The following is an 18,643-nucleotide window of genomic DNA, read 5'->3' on the forward strand; positions in this document are numbered from 1 at the left end:
TGAGGCTATGTCTGTAGTAGGTGAAGAGAGAAAGAGGACAATTCTTGAGAAGGTAGAGTTTAAAGGAAAAGTAAAAGTTTCAGAATTAGCGAGAGAGTTCGCAGTATCAACAGAGACGATTCGTCGGTATTTAGAAGAATTAGATCGTGAAAAAAAATTGAAGAAAGTGTACGGTGGAGCCGTTCAACTTCCGGGAGCTGGGATAGAGGCACCGATGTTAGAACGAGAGATGCTGCATATAGAAGAGAAGAAAAGAATTGGGTATAAAGCAGCAACGTTTGTGGAAGATGGAGATGTTATTGCGATTGATGATGGAAGTACACCACTTCAAATGGTGCCATATCTTGTTCATCGTAAAAATTTAACGATTGTAACAAGTTCATTTCCAGTAGCAACACAATTAATTTCTTCTATTAATAAAAAGATGTTTCACGGTGAAGTTTTATTTATAGGCGGGAAAGTATCTCCAAAACATTCACGTGTGTCGGGGTCTATTTCACAGCAAGTAATTCATCAATTTCATTTTCATAAAGCATTCGTTTCGATTGATGGGTTGTTGCAAGGTTTTGGGGTTTCTAGCTTTGAATTAGAAAAGGCGAAACTGTCAGAAGCGATGATGAAATTAGCTGAGAAAACGTATATTTTATGCGATCATACAAAGGTAGGCGTAAAAGGGAACTACCGAATAGCAGGATTTTCTCGTATTCAACATATTATTTGTGATAAGAAAATGCCCTATAGTTTTGAAGAAGAAGTCAAAAAGCATAATATTCAATGGACAGTTTGCTAAATGAATTGAATACGTTAAAACTCCCACCTAATTTTTAGGTGGGAGTTTTACTATCAGCAAGTAAAAAAATAAAAGCTTTGTATTTATGCAAAAAGTGGACACATTTTCTCATCTCGTTCATATAATTTACCAATACAAAAAAAGTTGGTCGAAGGAAAGAAGGGAAAGTATGTCGGAACGGATATATAATAAACTTGTATTGTATGCAAATATTTTGCAAAAAATTGGTGTTATTAATGAAAAAGAAAAAAGTGAAATCCTTCATACGATAGGCAAAAAAGCCCTTTGAGTAAAGGGTTTTTTATTTTTTATCTATGGAAATATAAACTTAATGTAATATTCTTATTGACAATGATAATGAGATTCATTATCATTTATTATGTTAGCAATTGATAGTAATTATCAATTGAAATATATATAAGATAAGGGGATATTATTTTGAAAAAAAGTTATATTAAAGCTCTAGTAGTAGCAACAACATTAGCTATTCCATTTGCTGCGTATTCTACTCCAGCGTTAGCAGCAATAAAAATTGAAGCAAACCAGTCGGTAGCAGCAGCCAGTGATCGCACGTATGATACTGAGATTAAAATATATAAGGATCAAAAAGATGAGCCATCTATGGTTTCTCAGTACATAAAAAATCCTAAAGTAGCAATTGAAGATGGGAAAAAAATCGTTACTGTAACAATACAAGATAGCGATTATTTTCAATATCTTAGAATAGAAGATAGAAATCAACCTGGTGTATTTCATGATGTGAAAGTTCTGTCAGAAGATAAAAGAAAAAATGGAACGAAAGTAGTCCAATTTGAAATTGGCGAATTTGAGCAGAAGCACAATATGCAAATGCATATATTTATTCCGGCTATTGGATATGATCACAAATATCAAGTTCAATTTGAAATTAAAGATCCAACTGTAGGTGAAAAAGAAACAGAGAAACCAGATGATAACTCTAATTCAGGCAATACGGAAACAGATAATCCAGTTGATAATCAAAATATGATAACAGATAACAAATTAAGAGAACTTGTTAATAAAAAAGTATTTAATAGAAAAGATTTAAATACACCAATTACGAAAGCAGAGTTATTACAAGTAAAGGACTTGTTTTTAAACACGAATGAGATTCTGGATTATAGTGCATTAAAATATATGCCAAATTTAAAATCTTTAACAGTTGCGAATGCGAAGATAACAGATCCGTCGTTCTTTGCGAATTTAAAGCAATTAAATCATTTAGCTTTGCGAGGTAATGAATTTTCAGATGTAACACCACTTGTTAAGATGGAAAATTTAGAATCTCTTGATTTGAGTAATAATAAAATTACAAACGTTGCACCACTAATTGAAATGAAAAATGTAAAAAGTTTATATCTATCAGGCAACCAAATAGAAGATGTAACAGCATTAGCGAAAATGGAACAACTAGATTACTTGAATTTAGCAAATAATAAAATTACGGATGTTGCTCCATTAAGCGCATTGAAAAATGTAACATACTTAACTTTAGCAGGTAATCAAATTGAAGATATTAAACCGTTATATTCATTACCTTTAAAGGACTTAGTATTAACGCGTAATAAGGTTAAAGATTTATCGGGTATTGATCAAATGAATCAATTAAATAAATTATTTATCGGTAAAAATCAAATTGAAGATGTGACACCACTTGCTAAAATGACTCAGCTTACAGAATTAGATTTACCTAATAATGAGTTAAAGGATATTACTCCATTATCAAATCTAGTAAACTTACAAAAACTTGATTTAGAAGCAAATTATATTTCAGACTTATCGCCAGTTAGTAAGTTGAATAAGTTAGTATATTTAAGTTTTGTTGCAAATGAAATCCGCGATGTGAGACCAGTTGTGGAACTAAGTAAGACAGCTTACATTAATGTTCAAAATCAAAAAGTCTTTTTAGCGGACACAGAAGTAAATAAAGAAGTGAAAGTACCTGTATACGAAAAAGATGGTAAAATCTCTACAAAAATTCGTTTGAAGAGTGAAGGTGGTATGTATAGTAACGATGTAGTTAAGTGGAGTACACCAGGTGAGAAAGTATATGAATTTGGTGTGAAAGATCCATTTGCGGATACAGGAATCTTCTTCACAGGGTCTGTTATTCAAAATGTTGTAAATGAAAAAGTAGCGGAAGAAGTAATTGAATTTAAAGATGTGCCAAAGGGTCATTGGTCAGAAGAAGCAATTAACTATTTAGCGAAAGAAAAGTTATTTATAGGCTATGGAAATGGGCAATTTGGATTTGGTGACAACATTACTCGCGGGCAAGTAGCACTTCTAATACAAAGGTATTTAAAATTAGACACTGATTTAGAACAAAAAACGATGTTTACAGATACGAAAGGAAATATGTATGAAAAGGCTATTGATGCAGTGGTACAAGCTGGAATTATGACAGGATACGGTAATGATAAGTTCCGTCCAGATGGAGTATTAACTCGTTATGAAATGGCAGTGGTATTACAAAGAGTATTCCAGTTAAAGGAAAATGAAAATAGTGTAGAGAGCTTTAAAGATGTGCCATCTGGTCATTGGGCGGAAGGATATGTGAAAGCTTTAGTGGATAATAAAGTATCAAAAGGTGACGGCAAAGGTAATTTTTCAGGTGATGATTTCGTAACACGTGAACAATACGCACAATTTTTATATAATGCAATAATTAAATAACAAATGAGAAAAATACGTTATTCTTTAATAAGAAGAATAACGTATTTTTTATATGTACAAAATCAAATGCTAAATAGACAGGAGTGTTTACATGTGATAGGCCTATTTTTCCGATAGGTGCTGAAACCATATTGACAAAAAGGCATTCTCGTGTGATAATTCAATTAAATTTTTAGAATAATCAAAAAACATTCCTTTTATATAGATAGGATTTGAATATTATATTAATATTACGCCGGGGGTGACGAAATGTTATTTTTTCTGAAAAAATGGAACGAATTAAAAGATGTGAAAGCAGAATTGGCACTTCGCGATTGGTTTTATGGTACGAAAATTAGTTTATCGATGTGTACGTCAAAAGAGCCATTAACATTTTTAGTGAATGTAGAGGGAAGAGATAAAGGGGTATTTTCTGAAGAAGATTTTATTGTCGTAAATTGCATGTGTGAGCCAGTATTTGAAAACGAAGAAAAACCAGCTATAGAGTCATTTATGCATGCGGATATTTATAAAAAAAGTAGTGCAGAATGCATTTTACAAGTACAGACTGTAGATAGTCATTTAATGTCAGAGCTATATGGGAAAGAAGGAGAAGTAACATTCGAAAAACGTAGTGTGGAACGTGTTTTTGGAAAAGACGGTATTACAGAAATGACAATTCCAATTGTAGAAGATGAAAAGAAATTCGCTAATTTATTAGAAAATAATGTTCCGAATTTTATTGAAGGTGGAGGAGTAGTCCTTGTTCATAATTACGGAATGATCGTGTGGGGGAAAACTCCAGAAGAAGCGAAAAAATGGTTGGAAGGTATAGAGTATTTAATGAACTATCACGTAAAGCTTTTAATGATAAAAGGGGCAAAAAGTTCTGTTATATAAAGATGTATTCACAGAGATTATCATCCCTTAAAAATGAAAGCGTTTTAAAAAGAAATTTTACTCATAAAATATAGGTCTCCTTATTATATATAGATTACATGTTGACATGTAAGGAGGAACATATTTTGCGAGTTAAATATCATTTTCTGCCAAAACAGCAGGTGACATTTTGCAAAACGAATGATTCTGGTGAAAAGGCGCTACAAATTATGAATGAAACGGGATTTCGCGCAATTCCTGTATTAGCAGAAAATGAGAAGGAATTCACGGGGATTATTTATAAAGTAGATCTTTTAGAAAAGAAGTGTAATAGCAGATTAGAGGATGTAAGTACAGAAGATGTACTGGAAAATCCAAATTCGTTTATTTTTGAAAAGGATTCTTTTTTTAGAGCTTTTTACGTTATTCGTCGTCTCCCGTTTTTAGCGGTTTTAAATGAGTATAATGAATTTGTCGGCATTTTAACACACTCTAATGTATTTGATGTTATTGAGGATTCGTTCGGTATGCGGACGGGTGGTTATATATTAACAATTGCAACACAAGATTGTAAGGGAACAATTAAAGAGCTTGGGACATTATTAAAAGCATATAATATCGGTGGACTGTTTACGCTTGATAACGGTGATCAATATATTCGCCGTGTTATCGTAAATATATCGGATGAGTTAAATGAAAAAAAATTAAAGCAATTAATTGAAAAGATAGAGAAAAAGGGATTTAGGGTGAGTCATGTAGATTATATTTAAGTTGAAAAGGAAAGGTACCTATCTGCTATGTGTAGATAGGTATCTTTTTTAGTACGAGAAATGAATTTTATTTTGAAACAGAAGGTGGAGATAATGCTAAATCAGATAAAAAAATAAAGTCTGCATGCTCACGAATTTTAGGAATAGAAGTTTCGATAATACGTGATGTAATTTCACCTGGAGCCCCAACGTGTCCGATAGCTACCATAATGGGTTTGTCTTGGATTTTTTTTATGAGTAATTGTGCTTGTTTTGAAATGTGACTTACCGTATATACATCATCAAAAAATAATTGGTTTTCAATAATAGGAACGCCTAATTCTTTACCGATTTTTGGGACAACACTATTAGGGTTTGTTTTACTATCTAAATAAAATAAACCGTGCTTTTTACAGGCAGAAAGTATAAGACGTACAATCCTTTCATCAGCAGTTACTTTTGATCCCATATGATTGTTCATTCCTATTGCATGAGGTATTTCTTGAATTGCTTGTTCGAGTCGGTTGTTTATTTCTTCATCGCTTAAATCTGTTGTAATCGCTTTTGGTCCAAGCCACTCTTTTTTTCCTCTAATTGGTTCCATTGGCATATGTATAATAACTTCATGCCCTTTTTTATGGGCAGCTATTGCATCTTGTTTAGTAGAAGGAAGAAATGGCATAACAGCAACAGTGAGTGGAATAGGAAGTGATAACATCTTATCTGTGCCTTTCATATTATTGCCGAAATCATCGATGACAATAGCAACTTTATTCGTATGAGCGTTTGCTTGAATAGGAAAGAGGAAGAATGGTATGAACAGGGTGAAGATGAGAACTGTAATAGTATATTTGCGCATATAAATATTTCCTTTCTATTTTATCCCGCTATTTGCGGACAGTAAGACTCCCACCTCAAAATTTGGCTGGAGTAAAGAAGTTAGGTGGAAAATCCACTGCCCGTAAACGCCCGATTGGTGAAGGCTAATAATTAGTGGGGGATGGACAAAACCCCCACTGATTAAAGTTCACTTTATCAATCATCATTATGTTTTGCGTTTTTACATAAATTAAACAAAAAATGTCGAAGAAAAGTACATTGAAAATAGAGAATCCACTGTTTACTGAGTATTTACAAAAAAGAAGATGAAAAAAATGTCTATTATTGCGAATGTATTTACAAAGATAGAATAATTTGTAATAATTCTCAAAGTGAGGGTAAAGATTTGTAAATTACAGGGGAAAAATGTTAAATTTTCTGATTCTTCAATTTTAAATAGAATTAAGTGTTTAAAGGGCTAAAGTAGATGAGGCGTTGAGAGTATGGAAGAAAAATAAGGGGGATATGGATGTTTACTGTAAAAAGGAAGTACACATTAGAAAAGCTTTCGCATGATATTCATATGAAACGTGAAGAAATGATTCATTTAGGATTAACAAGTGGGTTAAATAGTATGGAGACAATTCAAGTTAGTCAAGAATTGGACAAGCTTATCGTACAGTATCAGCGTTACAAAGAAAAACAAACACCGAAATGGTTTTCAATTATAAAGGTTCCTATTTTTCAAATTGAGTATGAAGGGAAATCAAACAATTTTTGGAGAATGTTTGTAGCTGGTTTTATGAAATAAGTATAATTACCCTTTTAGGATAAGGATAATTATACTATGTGTAATGGAATCTCTATATGAACTGTCGTTCCTTTGTTTTCTTTACTATCAATAAATATATGCCCATTGTACATCTCTACAATTCGTTTACATATAACAAGCCCAAGACCTGTTCCAGTATCTTTATTAGTAAAGAACGGATGAAAGAGGTGTTTTTGAATATGTTTAGGAATCCCTTTTCCAGTATCAATAATTTGCAAGTGTGCGTGTTTTTCGTTGTTTGTTACTACAATGGTTAATGAATCACCAGAAGCCATGGCTTCAATTGCATTTTTTGTAATGTTTAAAACCACTTGTTTCATATGGTCTTTTGAGCAACGTATATGAACAGGGTGGTCTGGCAAATGTAAATGAAATACAATGTTATGTAGATTCGATTCAGATTGGATAATTAATGCTACCTCATTAAGAATCGTTCTTACATCATATGTTTGTTCAATGATGGCAGTTGGTTTTCCAAGAATAAGAAATTCGCTTACAATTTCATTAATCCGCTCTATTTCTTGCTCGATGACGGAAAAGTAGAACTGATCCTGTTCATCTTTATATTTCTCTTTTAACAGAGCAACGAGTCCTTTAATTCCAGTAAGAGGGTTACGGATTTCATGAGCTGTACTAGCTGCAAAAGTTCCAACCAATTCAATTTTTTGTAGTTCATTTTGTTGTCTTTCTAGTTTTGTTTGACGTTTTAATAACATATATTGAGCAAGTAAAAATAAAATAGACATTAAAAATAAAGTAGCTATACACTCTATTGAAACTAACTGGTATAAAGTTTGTTGATGAATAGGTAACGGAGAAACAGAGACTTTCCAATTTAATCTTTGGAGTGGGGTAGTAAGCATGTTAGAATGCCCATCGCTTGTTTCGTTATTATCATCGGTTAGAAAAACTACATCATGTTTATCAGTCACTTCGAAATGATATTGTGGTTTAATAGCATTTAAAGAGGCTGAAATGTAGTCAAAGCGTAAACTTGCTAATAATAAGCCTGAGAGTTCCTTTTGTCTATTAAATATTGGAGACGCAATCATAATAGCTTGATGTCCAAGAACGCGATCTGTAATAACTGATGATACAGTTGTTTTCTTAGATTGCAACGCATCTTGGATGTATTGGCGGTCAGAAACGTCAATAGGCGGCGAATCGCCTTGGGATGCGAGTGTAATCATCCCATCTGTCGTAGCGTAATATAGACCGGAAAAACGTTCATCATTTCCATCGGTATCATGTACAATCTGTTTAATCCCATTGATGTTTCCAGTTTCGGTCCCTACGACTTTTGCGAGCATTTCTAAGGCAGATATAGCTTCACCAAGGTGATGGTCTAAATAGTCTCTATATAAAAAGAGAACAGTGTGAGCAGATAGTTTGTTTGCCTGTTTCATTTGATAAGTGTGATATGAAAAAAATGTGGCACCAATCCCTATCGTTGGCAGTATAACAAGCAGTATGTAAAAAACTATGCTTTGTAATTTGACTTTCAAATTTGGTACTCCTTCTTTTTTTATTATCATTATATATAAACTATGTTAAAATTGTCATGTTTTTATTCAAGAATCATTTGCATTACATTAGGGAAAGGAAAAGGAATGAGTGAATATTCATTCGGAAGTTGTAATGAAGTGCTACGTTGCTTTTCTTTTTGTTGTGGAGAATTTAAGTGAAGGGTTGAAATGGTATGACATCAAATAATGAGCGAGAAGACATTTCTCAATCTTTAAAAGTATTTATTGCATTATCCCGTGTACATCGTTCTGTTATGGATACTACAAATAAATCCATACAAAGTAACGGATTAAATCCAACTGAGTTTGCTGTATTAGAATTACTATATCATAAAGGAGGCCAACCACTTCAGCAAATCGGTGAGCGTATTTTAATAGCTAGTGGCAGCATTACATACGTTGTAGATAAGCTAGAGAAAAAAGGGCTTGTAAAACGAATTCCATGTCCAAATGATAGGCGTGTTATTTATGCACAATTAACGGAGTCTGGAGAGAGCTTTATTGCTTCTATTTTTCCAGGTCATGAGCAAGTTATATATCAGTCTTTTGAAATGTTAACGAAGGATGAGAAGGATGAATTACTCGAGCTATTGAAAAAAATTGGAAAGTATGAAAAATGATGATATGTTCCAAAGGAGCTTTGGATAAAGAAATCCAAGGCTTTTTTGTGTGCATGTATTTATGACATCATCTACCGCATTTTGCTGAAGAATAAGAGGAGATTTGTAAGTAAGAATTGAATTATAATAATGATGCATATAATGGAGAGGGGGCTCGTTCATGTCATTTAAAGACTATGAATATAAACGGCCAAATATTGAAGAATTAAAAGGGAAATTTACTGTTGCTTTAGAGAAGTTTAATAACGCAAAAACTGTAGAAGAACAAAAACAAGTTATCAATTCAATTAACGAAATTCGTAATGACTTTGGTACAATGGGGAACCTTTGTTACATTCGTCATTCTGTTGATACGACAGATGCCTTTTATAAGGATGAGCAGGATTTCTTTGATGAATTCTCTCCAGTTGTACAAGGGTATGGTACAAAGTATTATAATGCGTTAATTCATTCTCCATTCCGCGAAGAATTAGAAGCGTATTATGGAAAGCAATTATTTGCTCTAGCTGAATGTGATTTAAAAACATATTCAGATGAAGTAGTGAAAGATTTACAATTAGAGAATAAATTGTCTTCGCAATATACACAGTTATTAGCATCTGCAAAGATTGACTTTGCAGGAGAAGAAAGAACGTTATCGCAACTTATTCCGTTTATGCAAGGAAAAGAAAGAAGTGAACGCAAAGCAGCAAGTGAAGCATACTACGGATTTTTAGCTGAGAACGAGGAAGAGTTAGATCGTATTTATGATGAGCTTGTTAAAGTGAGAACGAAAATCGCAAAAACACTTGGTTTTAAAAACTTTGTTGAATTAGGATATGCAAGAATGTATCGTACAGATTATAATGCTGAAATGGTAGCGAACTATCGTCAGCAAGTATTAGATTATATCGTTCCAGTTGCAACCGAGTTAAGAAATAGACAAAAAGCACGCATTGGTGTAGAAAAGCTCGCTTATTATGATGAAAACTTTGAGTTTGCTACAGGTAATCCAACTCCAAAAGGCGATGCCGATTGGATTATTAATCACGGGAAAACGATGTATAAAGAATTATCAGCTGAAACAGATGAGTTTTTTAATTTCATGCTCGATAATGATTTATTAGATTTAGTTGCGAAAAAAGGAAAAGCTGGTGGTGGATATTGTACATATATCGAGAATTATAAAGCGCCATTCATCTTCTCAAACTTTAATGGAACGTCTGGGGACATTGATGTATTAACACATGAAGCTGGTCATGCTTTCCAAGTATATGAAAGTCGTAAGTATGAAATTCCAGAATATAATTGGCCAACATATGAAGCATGTGAAATCCATTCAATGAGTATGGAATTCTTTACATGGCCATGGATGAAGTTATTCTTTGAAGAAGATGCGGATAAATATTATTTCTCACACTTAAGTTCAGCACTTCTATTTTTACCGTACGGTGTATCTGTAGATGAATATCAACATTATGTATATGAAAATCCAGAAGCATCGCCAGCAGAACGTAAGTCAGCATGGCGTAACATAGAGAAGAAGTATTTACCACATCGTGATTATGAAGATAATGATTATTTAGAGCGTGGTGGTTTCTGGCAACGTCAAGGTCATATTTATAGCTCACCTTTCTATTATATTGACTACACGTTAGCTCAAATTTGTGCACTGCAATTTTGGAAACGTGCAAGAGATAATAGACAAGAGGCTTGGGAAGATTATGTGAATCTTTGTCAACAAGGTGGAAGTAAATCATTCTTAGAATTAGTAGAAGTTGCAAATTTAACATCACCATTCGCTGAAGGGTGTGTAAAAAGTGTAATTACAGAAATTGAAGCGTGGTTACGTGCTGTTGACGACACAAAATTGTAAAAAACATGCACTTTTTTCCTATGTTTAACATCGACATAATAGAAAAATGATGAGATAATAAAAGAAAATTCAGAATTATTTTAGGGGTGTTTCTAATGGGGAGCGCCCCTTTTCACCAACAAAAGGGGGGAAAGCACTATGCTTCAATCTAATATGGATGTTAGTTTAGAAACTTTAGTCCACTCATTACAGTCTACACGAAGCACGCTGTTATCAGAAATTGAAATGTTAAATGATACGGAGGTGAATGTAAAGCCACGCCGTGATAAATGGAGTATTATTCAAATTTTGCATCATTTGCATTTAGTTGAACAGTCTGTCACATCTGCCCTTGTATATGCTTTGCAAAAAAAAGAAAGAAAACTTGCTCCATTTAAAGACCTCCAACTTACGCTTGATCGCACACATAAAAGGGAAGCTCCTCAACAAATGAAACCAACAGAAACATTAATGAAAAAACTGCAAGGAATTCAATTACTAGAACATTCACGACAAGAATTATTACATGCCCTTCATAGTGTAATAGATGAAAAAGAATTATTTGAAAATGGATTAAAACATCCTATTTTTAATGATTTGAATTTATATCAATGGGTTCAATTTCTAGATTTACACGAACAAAGACATCTTACACAGCTAAAAGAAGCGAAACATGCAATTTTACAGCGTTAAAATGAAAGAAGTGGGGAACCGCTTCTTTTCTTTTTTACTCATGCATAGTTTTCTTTCTCATTTTGGAATACTACATGGAGAAAAGAAGGAGTTGAAAAGCATGTCAAAGAAAAAGAGAGAAGAAGAGCGCGCCTGGAAAGCTCGGAAAGAAAATCAAAAGCCGCATGGGAAAGTGAAAGCTTTTGCAGAATTAGTTGAAGGAACAGAAAAAACGTGATGAAGTTCATCACGTTTTTTGTATGAGTGGGAAAGTTAATAAGAAAGTTGTACCTGTACCTTTTTCGCTCATAATATCAATCTTTCCATCCATTGCTTGAATGACGCTGAAGACGACCATCATTCCGAGTCCGGTACCTTTTTCTTTCGTTGAGTAGAAAGGTGATCCAAGGCGTTTTATTTGTTCTTGATCCATACCAACTCCTGTATCTTTTATATATAATTGTATATGTTTATGGTCTGGAACTAATGTAAGAATAAGGTCGCCACCTGTAGGCATAGCCTCAATACAATTTTTAAAAATATTTAATAAACATTGGTTCAGTTTTTGCTTTTCGCCAGCGATAAAGAAAGATGTACTTTGTTTTATATAATTTATACGAACATTTGCTAAATTGGCGAGAGGTGTGATCAAAGACAACGCATGAAGTAATTCTTCCTCTACTTGTAATTTTTGTTCTTTTTCAATACTCGGTTTTGCAAAAGTTAAGTAGTCTGTAAGAACGTGATTTGCTTGTTCGATACCATTAATGGCTATGTCGATATATAATTTTCGTTCTTTCTCAGAACATGTATCTGACTGTAAAAGTTGTAAAAAACCTTTCGTTGCAGTTAAAGGATTACGAATTTCATGAGAGATAGAAGCTGCCATTTCGCCGATTAAATGAAATTTCTCAGCGTTCATAAGTTCATTTTGGAGACGAACTTGCATTTGTAATATGTGTAGTAAATATAAAATAAGGATCGTGCCAATCATCGTACATAGTTCGTACACAATGATATGTGGTATATAATCTGCCTCATTTGTAACACTTGCAAGGAAAAATGGTATCCAACTAAATCCATAAGTAAGACTGTAAAAAATAGCAAGTGTTATTTTTATATGATTAGAACTTCGATTAAAAAATTTGTATGTTAATAGTAGAACAATAAATAGGAGAATAGAAGCGATAAAGGATGGAAACGCACCTATTCCTCCCAATAAAAAGCGATAAATGTTTAATACAGCTAAAATAGAACCACCAGCAATAGGCCCTCCCGTTAACGTGCCGACAATTAATACGATATGTCGCATGTCGAACTGAAAACCATTATTTGTTTTTGCTGCGAAAGTGATACATAGTATGGTAGCGAGGCAACACAATACAATAAATATGGCTGAATTTAATTTAGGAGATCGTTTCCCTTTCTGATTCCAAAATAAATGATATACGAGCATTGTAACGAGAATAGATAATATATTTAAAAAGAGGTAAATAATAAAGAGTTCCAGTGGGATGCCTCCTCTCTTCTAACATTAAATTAATCATACTATAAAATGAAATAAATGAAATGCGAAATAGCGGAAAAAATCAGAAATTTTTTCTGGTAGTATACAATATGTTACAATAATCTTTGTCAATGAAAGAAGAAATTCCGTGCACTGCATGGGAGAGGTTCGCGAACTCCCTCTATAAAAAACTATGGAAACAACAATATCATTAGGTATTGTTTTGTTTTTTTATTGTGACAGTTCAAGAACGTTCTTTCTTCTTATTCGTAGTAGAGAAGGAGAATGAGTGAAATGAAAAAAGAAAAAGCAGTTGTTGTTTTTAGTGGTGGACAAGATAGTACAACATGTTTATTTTGGGCGATACAGCAGTTTGAAGAAGTGGAAGCTGTAACATTTAACTACAATCAACGTCATAAATTGGAAATTGATTGTGCAGCGGAAATTGCGAAAGAGCTAGGAATTAAACATACGATACTAGATATGAGCCTATTAAATCAACTTGCTCCAAATGCGTTAACGAGAACGGATATGGAGATTACACATGAAGAAGGTGAATTGCCATCAACATTTGTAGATGGACGAAATTTACTATTTTTATCATTTGCGGCTGTATTAGCAAAACAAGTTGGAGCACGTCATATTGTAACGGGTGTATGTGAAACTGATTTCAGTGGTTATCCAGATTGTCGTGACGTGTTTGTGAAATCATTAAACGTTACATTAAATTTATCTATGGATTATCCGTTTGTTATTCATACACCACTTATGTGGATTGATAAAGCAGAGACATGGAAATTATCTGATGAACTTGGAGCATTTGAGTTTGTTAGAGAAAAAACATTAACATGTTATAACGGAATCATTGGTGATGGTTGCGGTGAATGTCCAGCATGTCAACTTCGTAAAGCGGGATTAGATACGTATCTACAAGAACGCGAAGGAGCGAGCAACTAATGGATAACTTTTTTGGATTTCGCATCGTAGAAAATTTGCAAAAAATGGACAAGGATATTCAGCGTGAACAACTCAAATATCATAATAAAAGAGTAATGGTCAGCAAGGAATTTACATTTGACGCAGCGCACCATTTACACTGCTATGAAGGGAAATGTAAAAATTTACATGGACACACATATAAAGTCGTATTTGGAATTAGCGGATATGTAAATGAAATAGGCCTTGCAATTGACTTTGGAGATATAAAAGAGATTTGGAAAAATGAAATAGAAATTTATTTAGATCATCGTTATTTAAACGAAACATTGCCAGAAATGAATACGACTGCTGAAAATATGGTCGTTTGGATTTATGAAAAGATGGCAGAAGCATTAACGAAAGATAATCGTGCGAACGAATATAAGGGAGCTCGTGTTGAATTTGTTCGTCTTTTTGAGACGCCGACTAGTTATGCGGAAGTAAGACGGGAGTGGATGCTCGATGAGTAAAATCCCCGTCTTAGAAATATTTGGTCCAACCATTCAAGGAGAAGGGATGGTTGTAGGACAAAAGACAATGTTTATCCGTACAGCGGGCTGTGATTATAGCTGTGCTTGGTGTGATTCTGCTTTTACATGGGATGGATCGGCCAAAGATCAAATTAAACAAATGACACCGGAAGACATTTGGAATGAGCTTGTAGAAATTGGTGGAGAAAATTTTTCTCATGTTACGATTTCGGGTGGAAATCCTGTTTTGCTGAAAAATATGCAATTTCTTCTTTCTATATTAAAGGAGAATGGAATGCGAACAGCGGTAGAAACGCAAGGGAGTAAATGGCAAGATTGGTTGCTTCAAATTGATGAGGTAACGATTTCTCCAAAACCACCAAGTTCAACTATGAAAACAGATTTTCAGATGTTAGATTCTGTTATTCATAAACTAGCAGGGAAAGATTTTAGTTTAAAAGTAGTAGTATTCGATGATCAAGATTTTGAATATGCAGTTAAGATGCACCAGCGTTATCCGAATGTACCATTTTTCTTACAAGTAGGGAATGATGATACGAAAACAGTGGATGATGCGGTGCTTATAAAAAAACTATTAGAAAAATATGAGTGGCTTATTGAAAAAGCTGTGAATTGTAAAGAAATGAATGATGCGAAAGTACTGCCTCAGCTTCATGCGTTAGTATGGGGAAATAAACGAGGGGTATAATGAGAAGGGATGTTTAAAATGGCAGGAAGATTAGATGAAGATTTAAAAGATGTAACATTATTAGGAAATCAAAATACAAAATATGTATTTGAATATAGCCCGGAAATTTTAGAGGTATTTGATAATAACCATCCAAACCGTGATTACTTTGTAAAATTCAATTGTCCTGAATTTACAAGTTTATGTCCGAAAACAGGACAACCAGATTTTGCAACAATTTATATTAGCTACATTCCAGAACAAAGAATGGTAGAGAGTAAATCTTTAAAGCTATATTTATTTAGCTTCCGAAATCATGGTGACTTCCACGAAGATTGCATGAACGTTATTATGAATGATTTAATTAAATTAATGGATCCACGCTATATTGAGGTATGGGGGAAATTTACACCACGTGGTGGTATTTCAATCGATCCTTACTGTAACTACGGCCGCCCAGGAACTAAGTATGAGAAAATGGCAGACTACCGCATGATGAATCACGATTTATATCCAGAAAAGATCGATAATCGTTAATATAGAAAGAAAGGATCTGTATGATATACAGATCCTTTCTTTCTATTATATTATGCATGTTGATTAATGACAGTATAGTTTTTATGGCTTACAACTGTAAGAGGTTCCATATCTAGTTCTCTAAAATTCTCCATAATTGTTATATCAACAATAACGGAGTTTTGATTTACCTTTTGAACACGGCCTTGCATTCCACCTTTAAATTCAATGATATCTCCAGTTTCTGCGATCTGCATAAGCAACTCTCCTTGTTCCAGTTTTCCCAAAAAAAGAATAATTTGGGCTTTTTTATTTCTTCCTATTTTGAACTATATTTACTACTTTGTAAATGTTTCCAAAGTAAAAATTCGAAAAATATTCACTTTTTGTAAGAAAATATGTAAAAAATATTGTTTAGGAGAAGAATGATGAAAATGCATACATCTTTATACGGGAGTATAATAAAAGATACAATGACCTACTAAAGTGGGAGAAATTAGGGGCTGGAAAATGATGTTTGAAATTGTGGGGAGCTTTATAGCGATTTTATTATTTTTATTTTCATATATACAGTTGAAGAAAGTGCGTCATCATGAAACAACTACATATTTTGATGGACTGGATGGTGTGCACACTTCGATAACACATGATAGTGGTGGGGATATATAACTTTCTTTTTATGCATGGTATGATGGCAAGAAGAAATAGTACGTAATATAGTTCGTAAGTGATGAATGGGGAGTGGAAAGAATGCGAATTTCTTTTATTCGTCATGGTCGTTTGGACAGTACTATAGAGCCAATGACAATTATTTCATTTCGTGAATGGATGAAGCAATATGATTTAGGGACTACAGTAAAAGAAACTCCTATACCAATTGAAACAATTGAGGCGATTGAATCAGCGAAACTGGTTGTAACGAGTGATCAAAGGCGCGCTGTACAGTCAGCGGCTGAGTTATTGGATTCCCTATCTTTTGTGCAAAATCCTCTTTTTAGGGAAGCTGAAGTTCCAACGAGTTTTTATGCTCCAAAATGGTTGAAATGTAAACCGAATGTATGGATGTTTATTGGACGTACACGATGGATAGTTGGTTATAGTAAAGAGGTTGAGTCTTATAAGGAAGTACGAGAAAGAGCAAGGCAAGCCGCTAATATGTTGCACCGCTATGCGCTCGTACATGGACATATTGCCCTTGTAGGTCATAGTTATTTTAATGCAATGATTGGGACTGAACTGAGGGCAATGGGGTGGTCTGGTTCGCCTATTTTTCATAGGAAGCCATGGGGATGTACAACGTATACATTTCATGAGGCGATGGATGGAAATGTATTAAATACAAAATTAATTTAAAAGAGGCTGTCCCTTTGGCAGCCTCTTTCTCTACATAACAAGTAAAAAAGAATTGTCCTTTTAAGATATAGAAACCAATGACCGTAATGGTTTTATTAGATGGGCATACGGTTCACCGACGAGCATAACGGTTTTATCTTCTTTGTAACCAAGTTTTTCATATAGTGAAAAAGCGCGTTTGTTTTCTAAATTAACAAGTAAGGCGATTTTTTCATGCCCTTTTTCAGTTGCATGAAGTTCAGCTGCATCGATTAATTTAGAGCCAATACCACGTCCACTGTACATACTTGAAACTGACAACGTGTCAATATAATACTCATCAAGTTCAGCTTCTTTTTCTAACGTAATGGATTCGTCTTCATGTAGTTCTCTTAAGTAGTGTATGATTGGTGCATCAAGTTGTTCAGCGTCACTACCGTGATAAACGACAATAACCCCAACTACCTTTCCACCTTGTTCAGCCACTAAACAGTTTTCATAGCTCAATCGATTATTTTCTTTTACGAACCATGTTTCAAGTCCTAGTATTACTTTTGCTTCAACTGTGCTACCTGTGATTTTTTCAGCAATTTCGTGCAGAGCGTTATACAATAAAGGTGCTACTTCTACCGCATCTGTCTTTTTTGCTTTCCGAATCATAGTATCCCTCCTAGTTCTAAATGTATATTGTAGCATAAAATAAAATATCAAACAGTGATTTGGAACTTTGTTATACAGGGCATCAAAAAGTTTGATATAGAGAAGTAGCTATGTTAGTATATGATATTTAGTGCGAATATAATAAAGTGATATAGATATAAAAATAATGAAAGTGAATTACATAATAGTAACGGGATAATTTTACCGTTGTCGACCTATAGAAGATGCGATAGAATAAAATATTGCAGAGAGGTGAAATACATGGATAAACAATTAGCAAATACAATTTTGGATCAGCTGAAAAATGATGAAATAAAGGAGTATGTTGCGACGAAAGATGTATTTTATACGTTCAGAGAAGTTGTTGTAAATCGAGAAGATTTTAAACATATTATCGGGAACGCACAGCGCGGTGGACAGGTAATTTATACATATTCAGAAACACCACGTTCATAAATAGAAGATAAAGGAGAGGAGAATTATGGGAGATTTTAAACAAGGCATATTGCCACATTGGGATTACATGTGGAAAGATAGAGCTGGGAATAGGTTTATGGGAATGGTTATGTATCCAGAGAAACGAAAATGTTCAGCAAAAATGCTTCAGAAAATAAAAAGAGCATATGAGCAAGCAATAGAAATTAAAGTAACTGTACAAGTTCAACATACATATCAGTACGTAGAAGGAATGATCGTATACTTTGATGAAGAAGCTCCTGTATGTACAATGCTCGATAAAGATGAGAATCCACATCATATATTTGTAAAAGATATTTTGCGTATTGAGCAGCCTGAATGATTTTTTTCATAAATAAATTGAAGTTCCATAATAATAATCTTTTTCTATAATAGTTATCTTTTAGTATGTAACGAGGAACGAAAGAGTATGTATAAATATTTAATAAAGTAAAATTGATAAATGTAATCGTTTTTTGGAACAGATTATCGTTTAAGGTCTGTTCTTTTTTGCGTGATGCTGGAGAAATATATTACTCCAGCATTTACTGTTTTATGACAAAAAATATTGTTAACTTTTTTTAAAATAAGGTTAAATTCGTTGACAACTTTTTTGAAAAGCACTTTATTGACATGAGT

Annotated in this window: 22 protein-coding genes and 1 riboswitch; of the genes, 17 read left to right on the forward strand and 5 right to left on the reverse strand. The window is 33.6% G+C overall.

The features are described from left to right. The first annotated feature begins 7 nt into the window (after positions 1 to 7). From QCI77_RS06815 to cbpA, 4 genes are all read left to right on the forward strand, one after another. Positions 8 to 790, forward strand: coding sequence for a DeoR/GlpR family DNA-binding transcription regulator (locus tag QCI77_RS06815; RefSeq protein WP_002030497.1), 783 nt, complete (start codon positions 8 to 10; stop codon positions 788 to 790). A gap of 438 nt (positions 791 to 1,228) precedes the next feature. Beyond that, a complete protein-coding gene (locus QCI77_RS06820) occupies positions 1,229 to 3,487 on the forward strand; it encodes an NEAT domain-containing leucine-rich repeat protein (RefSeq protein WP_353824696.1) in 2,259 nt (752 codons plus the stop codon). A 249-nt stretch (positions 3,488 to 3,736) separates the two neighbouring features. Further along, positions 3,737 to 4,366: a class II aldolase/adducin family protein gene (locus QCI77_RS06825; protein ID WP_002011549.1), complete on the forward strand. Its 630-nt coding sequence runs from the start codon at positions 3,737 to 3,739 to the stop codon at positions 4,364 to 4,366. Between the two features lie 125 nt (positions 4,367 to 4,491). Next, positions 4,492 to 5,115, forward strand: coding sequence for a cyclic di-AMP binding protein CbpA (gene cbpA, locus QCI77_RS06830; RefSeq protein ID WP_002140932.1), 624 nt, complete (start codon positions 4,492 to 4,494; stop codon positions 5,113 to 5,115). Positions 5,116 to 5,182: 67 nt separating this feature from the next. On the opposite strand, the gene QCI77_RS06835 is transcribed toward cbpA, so the two are convergent. Continuing rightward, positions 5,183 to 5,953, reverse strand: coding sequence for a divergent polysaccharide deacetylase family protein (locus tag QCI77_RS06835; protein ID WP_002011545.1), 771 nt, complete (start codon positions 5,951 to 5,953; stop codon positions 5,183 to 5,185). Between the two features lie 489 nt (positions 5,954 to 6,442). On the opposite strand from QCI77_RS06835, the gene QCI77_RS06840 reads away from it, so the two are divergent. Beyond that, positions 6,443 to 6,724 (forward strand): aspartyl-phosphate phosphatase Spo0E family protein, encoded by a 282-nt coding sequence (locus QCI77_RS06840; protein WP_002030543.1) that lies wholly within the window; start codon positions 6,443 to 6,445, stop codon positions 6,722 to 6,724. Between the two features lie 29 nt (positions 6,725 to 6,753). Here QCI77_RS06840 and QCI77_RS06845 read toward each other — a convergent pair whose 3' ends face one another. Continuing rightward, entirely contained in the window at positions 6,754 to 8,250 is a 1,497-nt protein-coding gene (locus tag QCI77_RS06845) for a DUF3149 domain-containing protein (RefSeq protein WP_113770118.1), read from the reverse strand. Positions 8,251 to 8,444: 194 nt separating this feature from the next. Here QCI77_RS06845 and QCI77_RS06850 point away from each other — a divergent pair, with 194 nt between their 5' ends. From QCI77_RS06850 to QCI77_RS06865, 4 genes are all read left to right on the forward strand, one after another. Further along, positions 8,445 to 8,891 (forward strand): MarR family winged helix-turn-helix transcriptional regulator, encoded by a 447-nt coding sequence (locus tag QCI77_RS06850; protein ID WP_002011538.1) that lies wholly within the window; start codon positions 8,445 to 8,447, stop codon positions 8,889 to 8,891. A 160-nt stretch (positions 8,892 to 9,051) separates the two neighbouring features. Beyond that, complete coding sequence (locus QCI77_RS06855; RefSeq protein ID WP_113770117.1) at positions 9,052 to 10,746, forward strand: M3 family oligoendopeptidase; 1,695 nt, start codon at positions 9,052 to 9,054, stop codon at positions 10,744 to 10,746. A 138-nt stretch (positions 10,747 to 10,884) separates the two neighbouring features. Further along, positions 10,885 to 11,418, forward strand: coding sequence for a DinB family protein (locus QCI77_RS06860; protein WP_002030551.1), 534 nt, complete (start codon positions 10,885 to 10,887; stop codon positions 11,416 to 11,418). 100 nt (positions 11,419 to 11,518) lie between these two features. Then, positions 11,519 to 11,635, forward strand: a complete 117-nt coding sequence (locus QCI77_RS06865) for a DUF6254 family protein (protein ID WP_000038354.1) — start codon at positions 11,519 to 11,521, stop codon at positions 11,633 to 11,635. A 9-nt stretch (positions 11,636 to 11,644) separates the two neighbouring features. On the opposite strand, the gene QCI77_RS06870 is transcribed toward QCI77_RS06865, so the two are convergent. Next, positions 11,645 to 12,853 (reverse strand): ATP-binding protein, encoded by a 1,209-nt coding sequence (locus tag QCI77_RS06870; RefSeq protein WP_353824697.1) that lies wholly within the window; start codon positions 12,851 to 12,853, stop codon positions 11,645 to 11,647. A 208-nt stretch (positions 12,854 to 13,061) separates the two neighbouring features. Further along, a riboswitch (PreQ1 riboswitch) is annotated at positions 13,062 to 13,105 on the forward strand. A gap of 93 nt (positions 13,106 to 13,198) precedes the next feature. On the opposite strand from QCI77_RS06870, the gene queC reads away from it, so the two are divergent. From queC to queF, 4 genes are read left to right on the forward strand one after another with little or no spacing between them, the layout of a single operon-like run. Beyond that, positions 13,199 to 13,861 (forward strand): 7-cyano-7-deazaguanine synthase QueC, encoded by a 663-nt coding sequence (gene queC / locus QCI77_RS06875; RefSeq protein ID WP_002086813.1) that lies wholly within the window; start codon positions 13,199 to 13,201, stop codon positions 13,859 to 13,861. Further along, positions 13,861 to 14,352, forward strand: a complete 492-nt coding sequence (gene queD, locus QCI77_RS06880) for a 6-carboxytetrahydropterin synthase QueD (RefSeq protein ID WP_002011526.1) — start codon at positions 13,861 to 13,863, stop codon at positions 14,350 to 14,352. The genes queC and queD overlap by 1 nt, the downstream gene beginning before the upstream one ends. Next, positions 14,345 to 15,061: a 7-carboxy-7-deazaguanine synthase QueE gene (queE, locus tag QCI77_RS06885; RefSeq protein WP_113770115.1), complete on the forward strand. Its 717-nt coding sequence runs from the start codon at positions 14,345 to 14,347 to the stop codon at positions 15,059 to 15,061. The genes queD and queE overlap by 8 nt, the downstream gene beginning before the upstream one ends. 18 nt (positions 15,062 to 15,079) lie before the next feature. Continuing rightward, positions 15,080 to 15,577, forward strand: coding sequence for a preQ(1) synthase (gene queF, locus QCI77_RS06890; RefSeq protein ID WP_002140938.1), 498 nt, complete (start codon positions 15,080 to 15,082; stop codon positions 15,575 to 15,577). 50 nt (positions 15,578 to 15,627) lie between these two features. Here queF and QCI77_RS06895 read toward each other — a convergent pair whose 3' ends face one another. Beyond that, on the reverse strand, positions 15,628 to 15,813 hold the full coding sequence (locus tag QCI77_RS06895) for a YkvS family protein (RefSeq protein ID WP_002064385.1): 186 nt from the start codon (positions 15,811 to 15,813) through the stop codon (positions 15,628 to 15,630). A 253-nt stretch (positions 15,814 to 16,066) separates the two neighbouring features. On the opposite strand from QCI77_RS06895, the gene QCI77_RS06900 reads away from it, so the two are divergent. Further along, positions 16,067 to 16,225, forward strand: coding sequence for a hypothetical protein (locus QCI77_RS06900; protein ID WP_002086806.1), 159 nt, complete (start codon positions 16,067 to 16,069; stop codon positions 16,223 to 16,225). A gap of 81 nt (positions 16,226 to 16,306) precedes the next feature. Next, entirely contained in the window at positions 16,307 to 16,909 is a 603-nt protein-coding gene (locus QCI77_RS06905) for a histidine phosphatase family protein (RefSeq protein ID WP_002188882.1), read from the forward strand. Positions 16,910 to 16,969: 60 nt separating this feature from the next. Here QCI77_RS06905 and QCI77_RS06910 read toward each other — a convergent pair whose 3' ends face one another. Beyond that, positions 16,970 to 17,548 (reverse strand): GNAT family N-acetyltransferase, encoded by a 579-nt coding sequence (locus QCI77_RS06910; protein ID WP_002011516.1) that lies wholly within the window; start codon positions 17,546 to 17,548, stop codon positions 16,970 to 16,972. A 261-nt stretch (positions 17,549 to 17,809) separates the two neighbouring features. Between QCI77_RS06910 and QCI77_RS06915 the strand changes: the two genes are divergently transcribed. Both QCI77_RS06915 and QCI77_RS06920 read left to right on the forward strand, forming a co-directional pair. After that, entirely contained in the window at positions 17,810 to 18,004 is a 195-nt protein-coding gene (locus QCI77_RS06915) for a hypothetical protein (protein WP_002011514.1), read from the forward strand. A 25-nt stretch (positions 18,005 to 18,029) separates the two neighbouring features. After that, positions 18,030 to 18,347, forward strand: coding sequence for a hypothetical protein (locus QCI77_RS06920; protein ID WP_060750618.1), 318 nt, complete (start codon positions 18,030 to 18,032; stop codon positions 18,345 to 18,347). Positions 18,348 to 18,643 lie beyond the last annotated feature (296 nt).

Origin of the sequence: Bacillus cereus group sp. MG9, from assembly GCF_040459995.1 — a bacterium.
Classification (GTDB): Bacteria; Bacillota; Bacilli; order Bacillales; family Bacillaceae_G; genus Bacillus_A; species Bacillus_A mycoides.

Excerpts from the sequence above, each read along its gene's own strand:
- QCI77_RS06920 (WP_060750618.1), top strand. The coding sequence starts at position 18,030 with ATGGGAGATTTTAAACAAGGCATATTGCCACATTGGGATTACATGTGG.
- queD (WP_002011526.1), top strand. The coding sequence starts at position 13,861 with ATGGATAACTTTTTTGGATTTCGCATCGTAGAAAATTTGCAAAAAATG.
- QCI77_RS06915 (WP_002011514.1), top strand. The coding sequence starts at position 17,810 with ATGGATAAACAATTAGCAAATACAATTTTGGATCAGCTGAAAAATGAT.
- queC (WP_002086813.1), top strand. The coding sequence starts at position 13,199 with ATGAAAAAAGAAAAAGCAGTTGTTGTTTTTAGTGGTGGACAAGATAGT.
- queF (WP_002140938.1), top strand. The coding sequence starts at position 15,080 with ATGGCAGGAAGATTAGATGAAGATTTAAAAGATGTAACATTATTAGGA.
- QCI77_RS06910 (WP_002011516.1), bottom strand. The coding sequence starts at position 17,548 with ATGATTCGGAAAGCAAAAAAGACAGATGCGGTAGAAGTAGCACCTTTA.
- QCI77_RS06825 (WP_002011549.1), top strand. The coding sequence starts at position 3,737 with ATGTTATTTTTTCTGAAAAAATGGAACGAATTAAAAGATGTGAAAGCA.
- QCI77_RS06815 (WP_002030497.1), top strand. The coding sequence starts at position 8 with ATGTCTGTAGTAGGTGAAGAGAGAAAGAGGACAATTCTTGAGAAGGTA.
- queE (WP_113770115.1), top strand. The coding sequence starts at position 14,345 with ATGAGTAAAATCCCCGTCTTAGAAATATTTGGTCCAACCATTCAAGGA.
- QCI77_RS06895 (WP_002064385.1), bottom strand. The coding sequence starts at position 15,813 with ATGCAGATCGCAGAAACTGGAGATATCATTGAATTTAAAGGTGGAATG.
- QCI77_RS06905 (WP_002188882.1), top strand. The coding sequence starts at position 16,307 with ATGCGAATTTCTTTTATTCGTCATGGTCGTTTGGACAGTACTATAGAG.
- QCI77_RS06850 (WP_002011538.1), top strand. The coding sequence starts at position 8,445 with ATGACATCAAATAATGAGCGAGAAGACATTTCTCAATCTTTAAAAGTA.
- QCI77_RS06835 (WP_002011545.1), bottom strand. The coding sequence starts at position 5,953 with ATGCGCAAATATACTATTACAGTTCTCATCTTCACCCTGTTCATACCA.
- QCI77_RS06840 (WP_002030543.1), top strand. The coding sequence starts at position 6,443 with ATGTTTACTGTAAAAAGGAAGTACACATTAGAAAAGCTTTCGCATGAT.
- QCI77_RS06900 (WP_002086806.1), top strand. The coding sequence starts at position 16,067 with ATGATGTTTGAAATTGTGGGGAGCTTTATAGCGATTTTATTATTTTTA.
- QCI77_RS06870 (WP_353824697.1), bottom strand. The coding sequence starts at position 12,853 with ATGCTCGTATATCATTTATTTTGGAATCAGAAAGGGAAACGATCTCCT.
- QCI77_RS06865 (WP_000038354.1), top strand. The coding sequence starts at position 11,519 with ATGTCAAAGAAAAAGAGAGAAGAAGAGCGCGCCTGGAAAGCTCGGAAA.
- QCI77_RS06855 (WP_113770117.1), top strand. The coding sequence starts at position 9,052 with ATGTCATTTAAAGACTATGAATATAAACGGCCAAATATTGAAGAATTA.
- QCI77_RS06860 (WP_002030551.1), top strand. The coding sequence starts at position 10,885 with ATGCTTCAATCTAATATGGATGTTAGTTTAGAAACTTTAGTCCACTCA.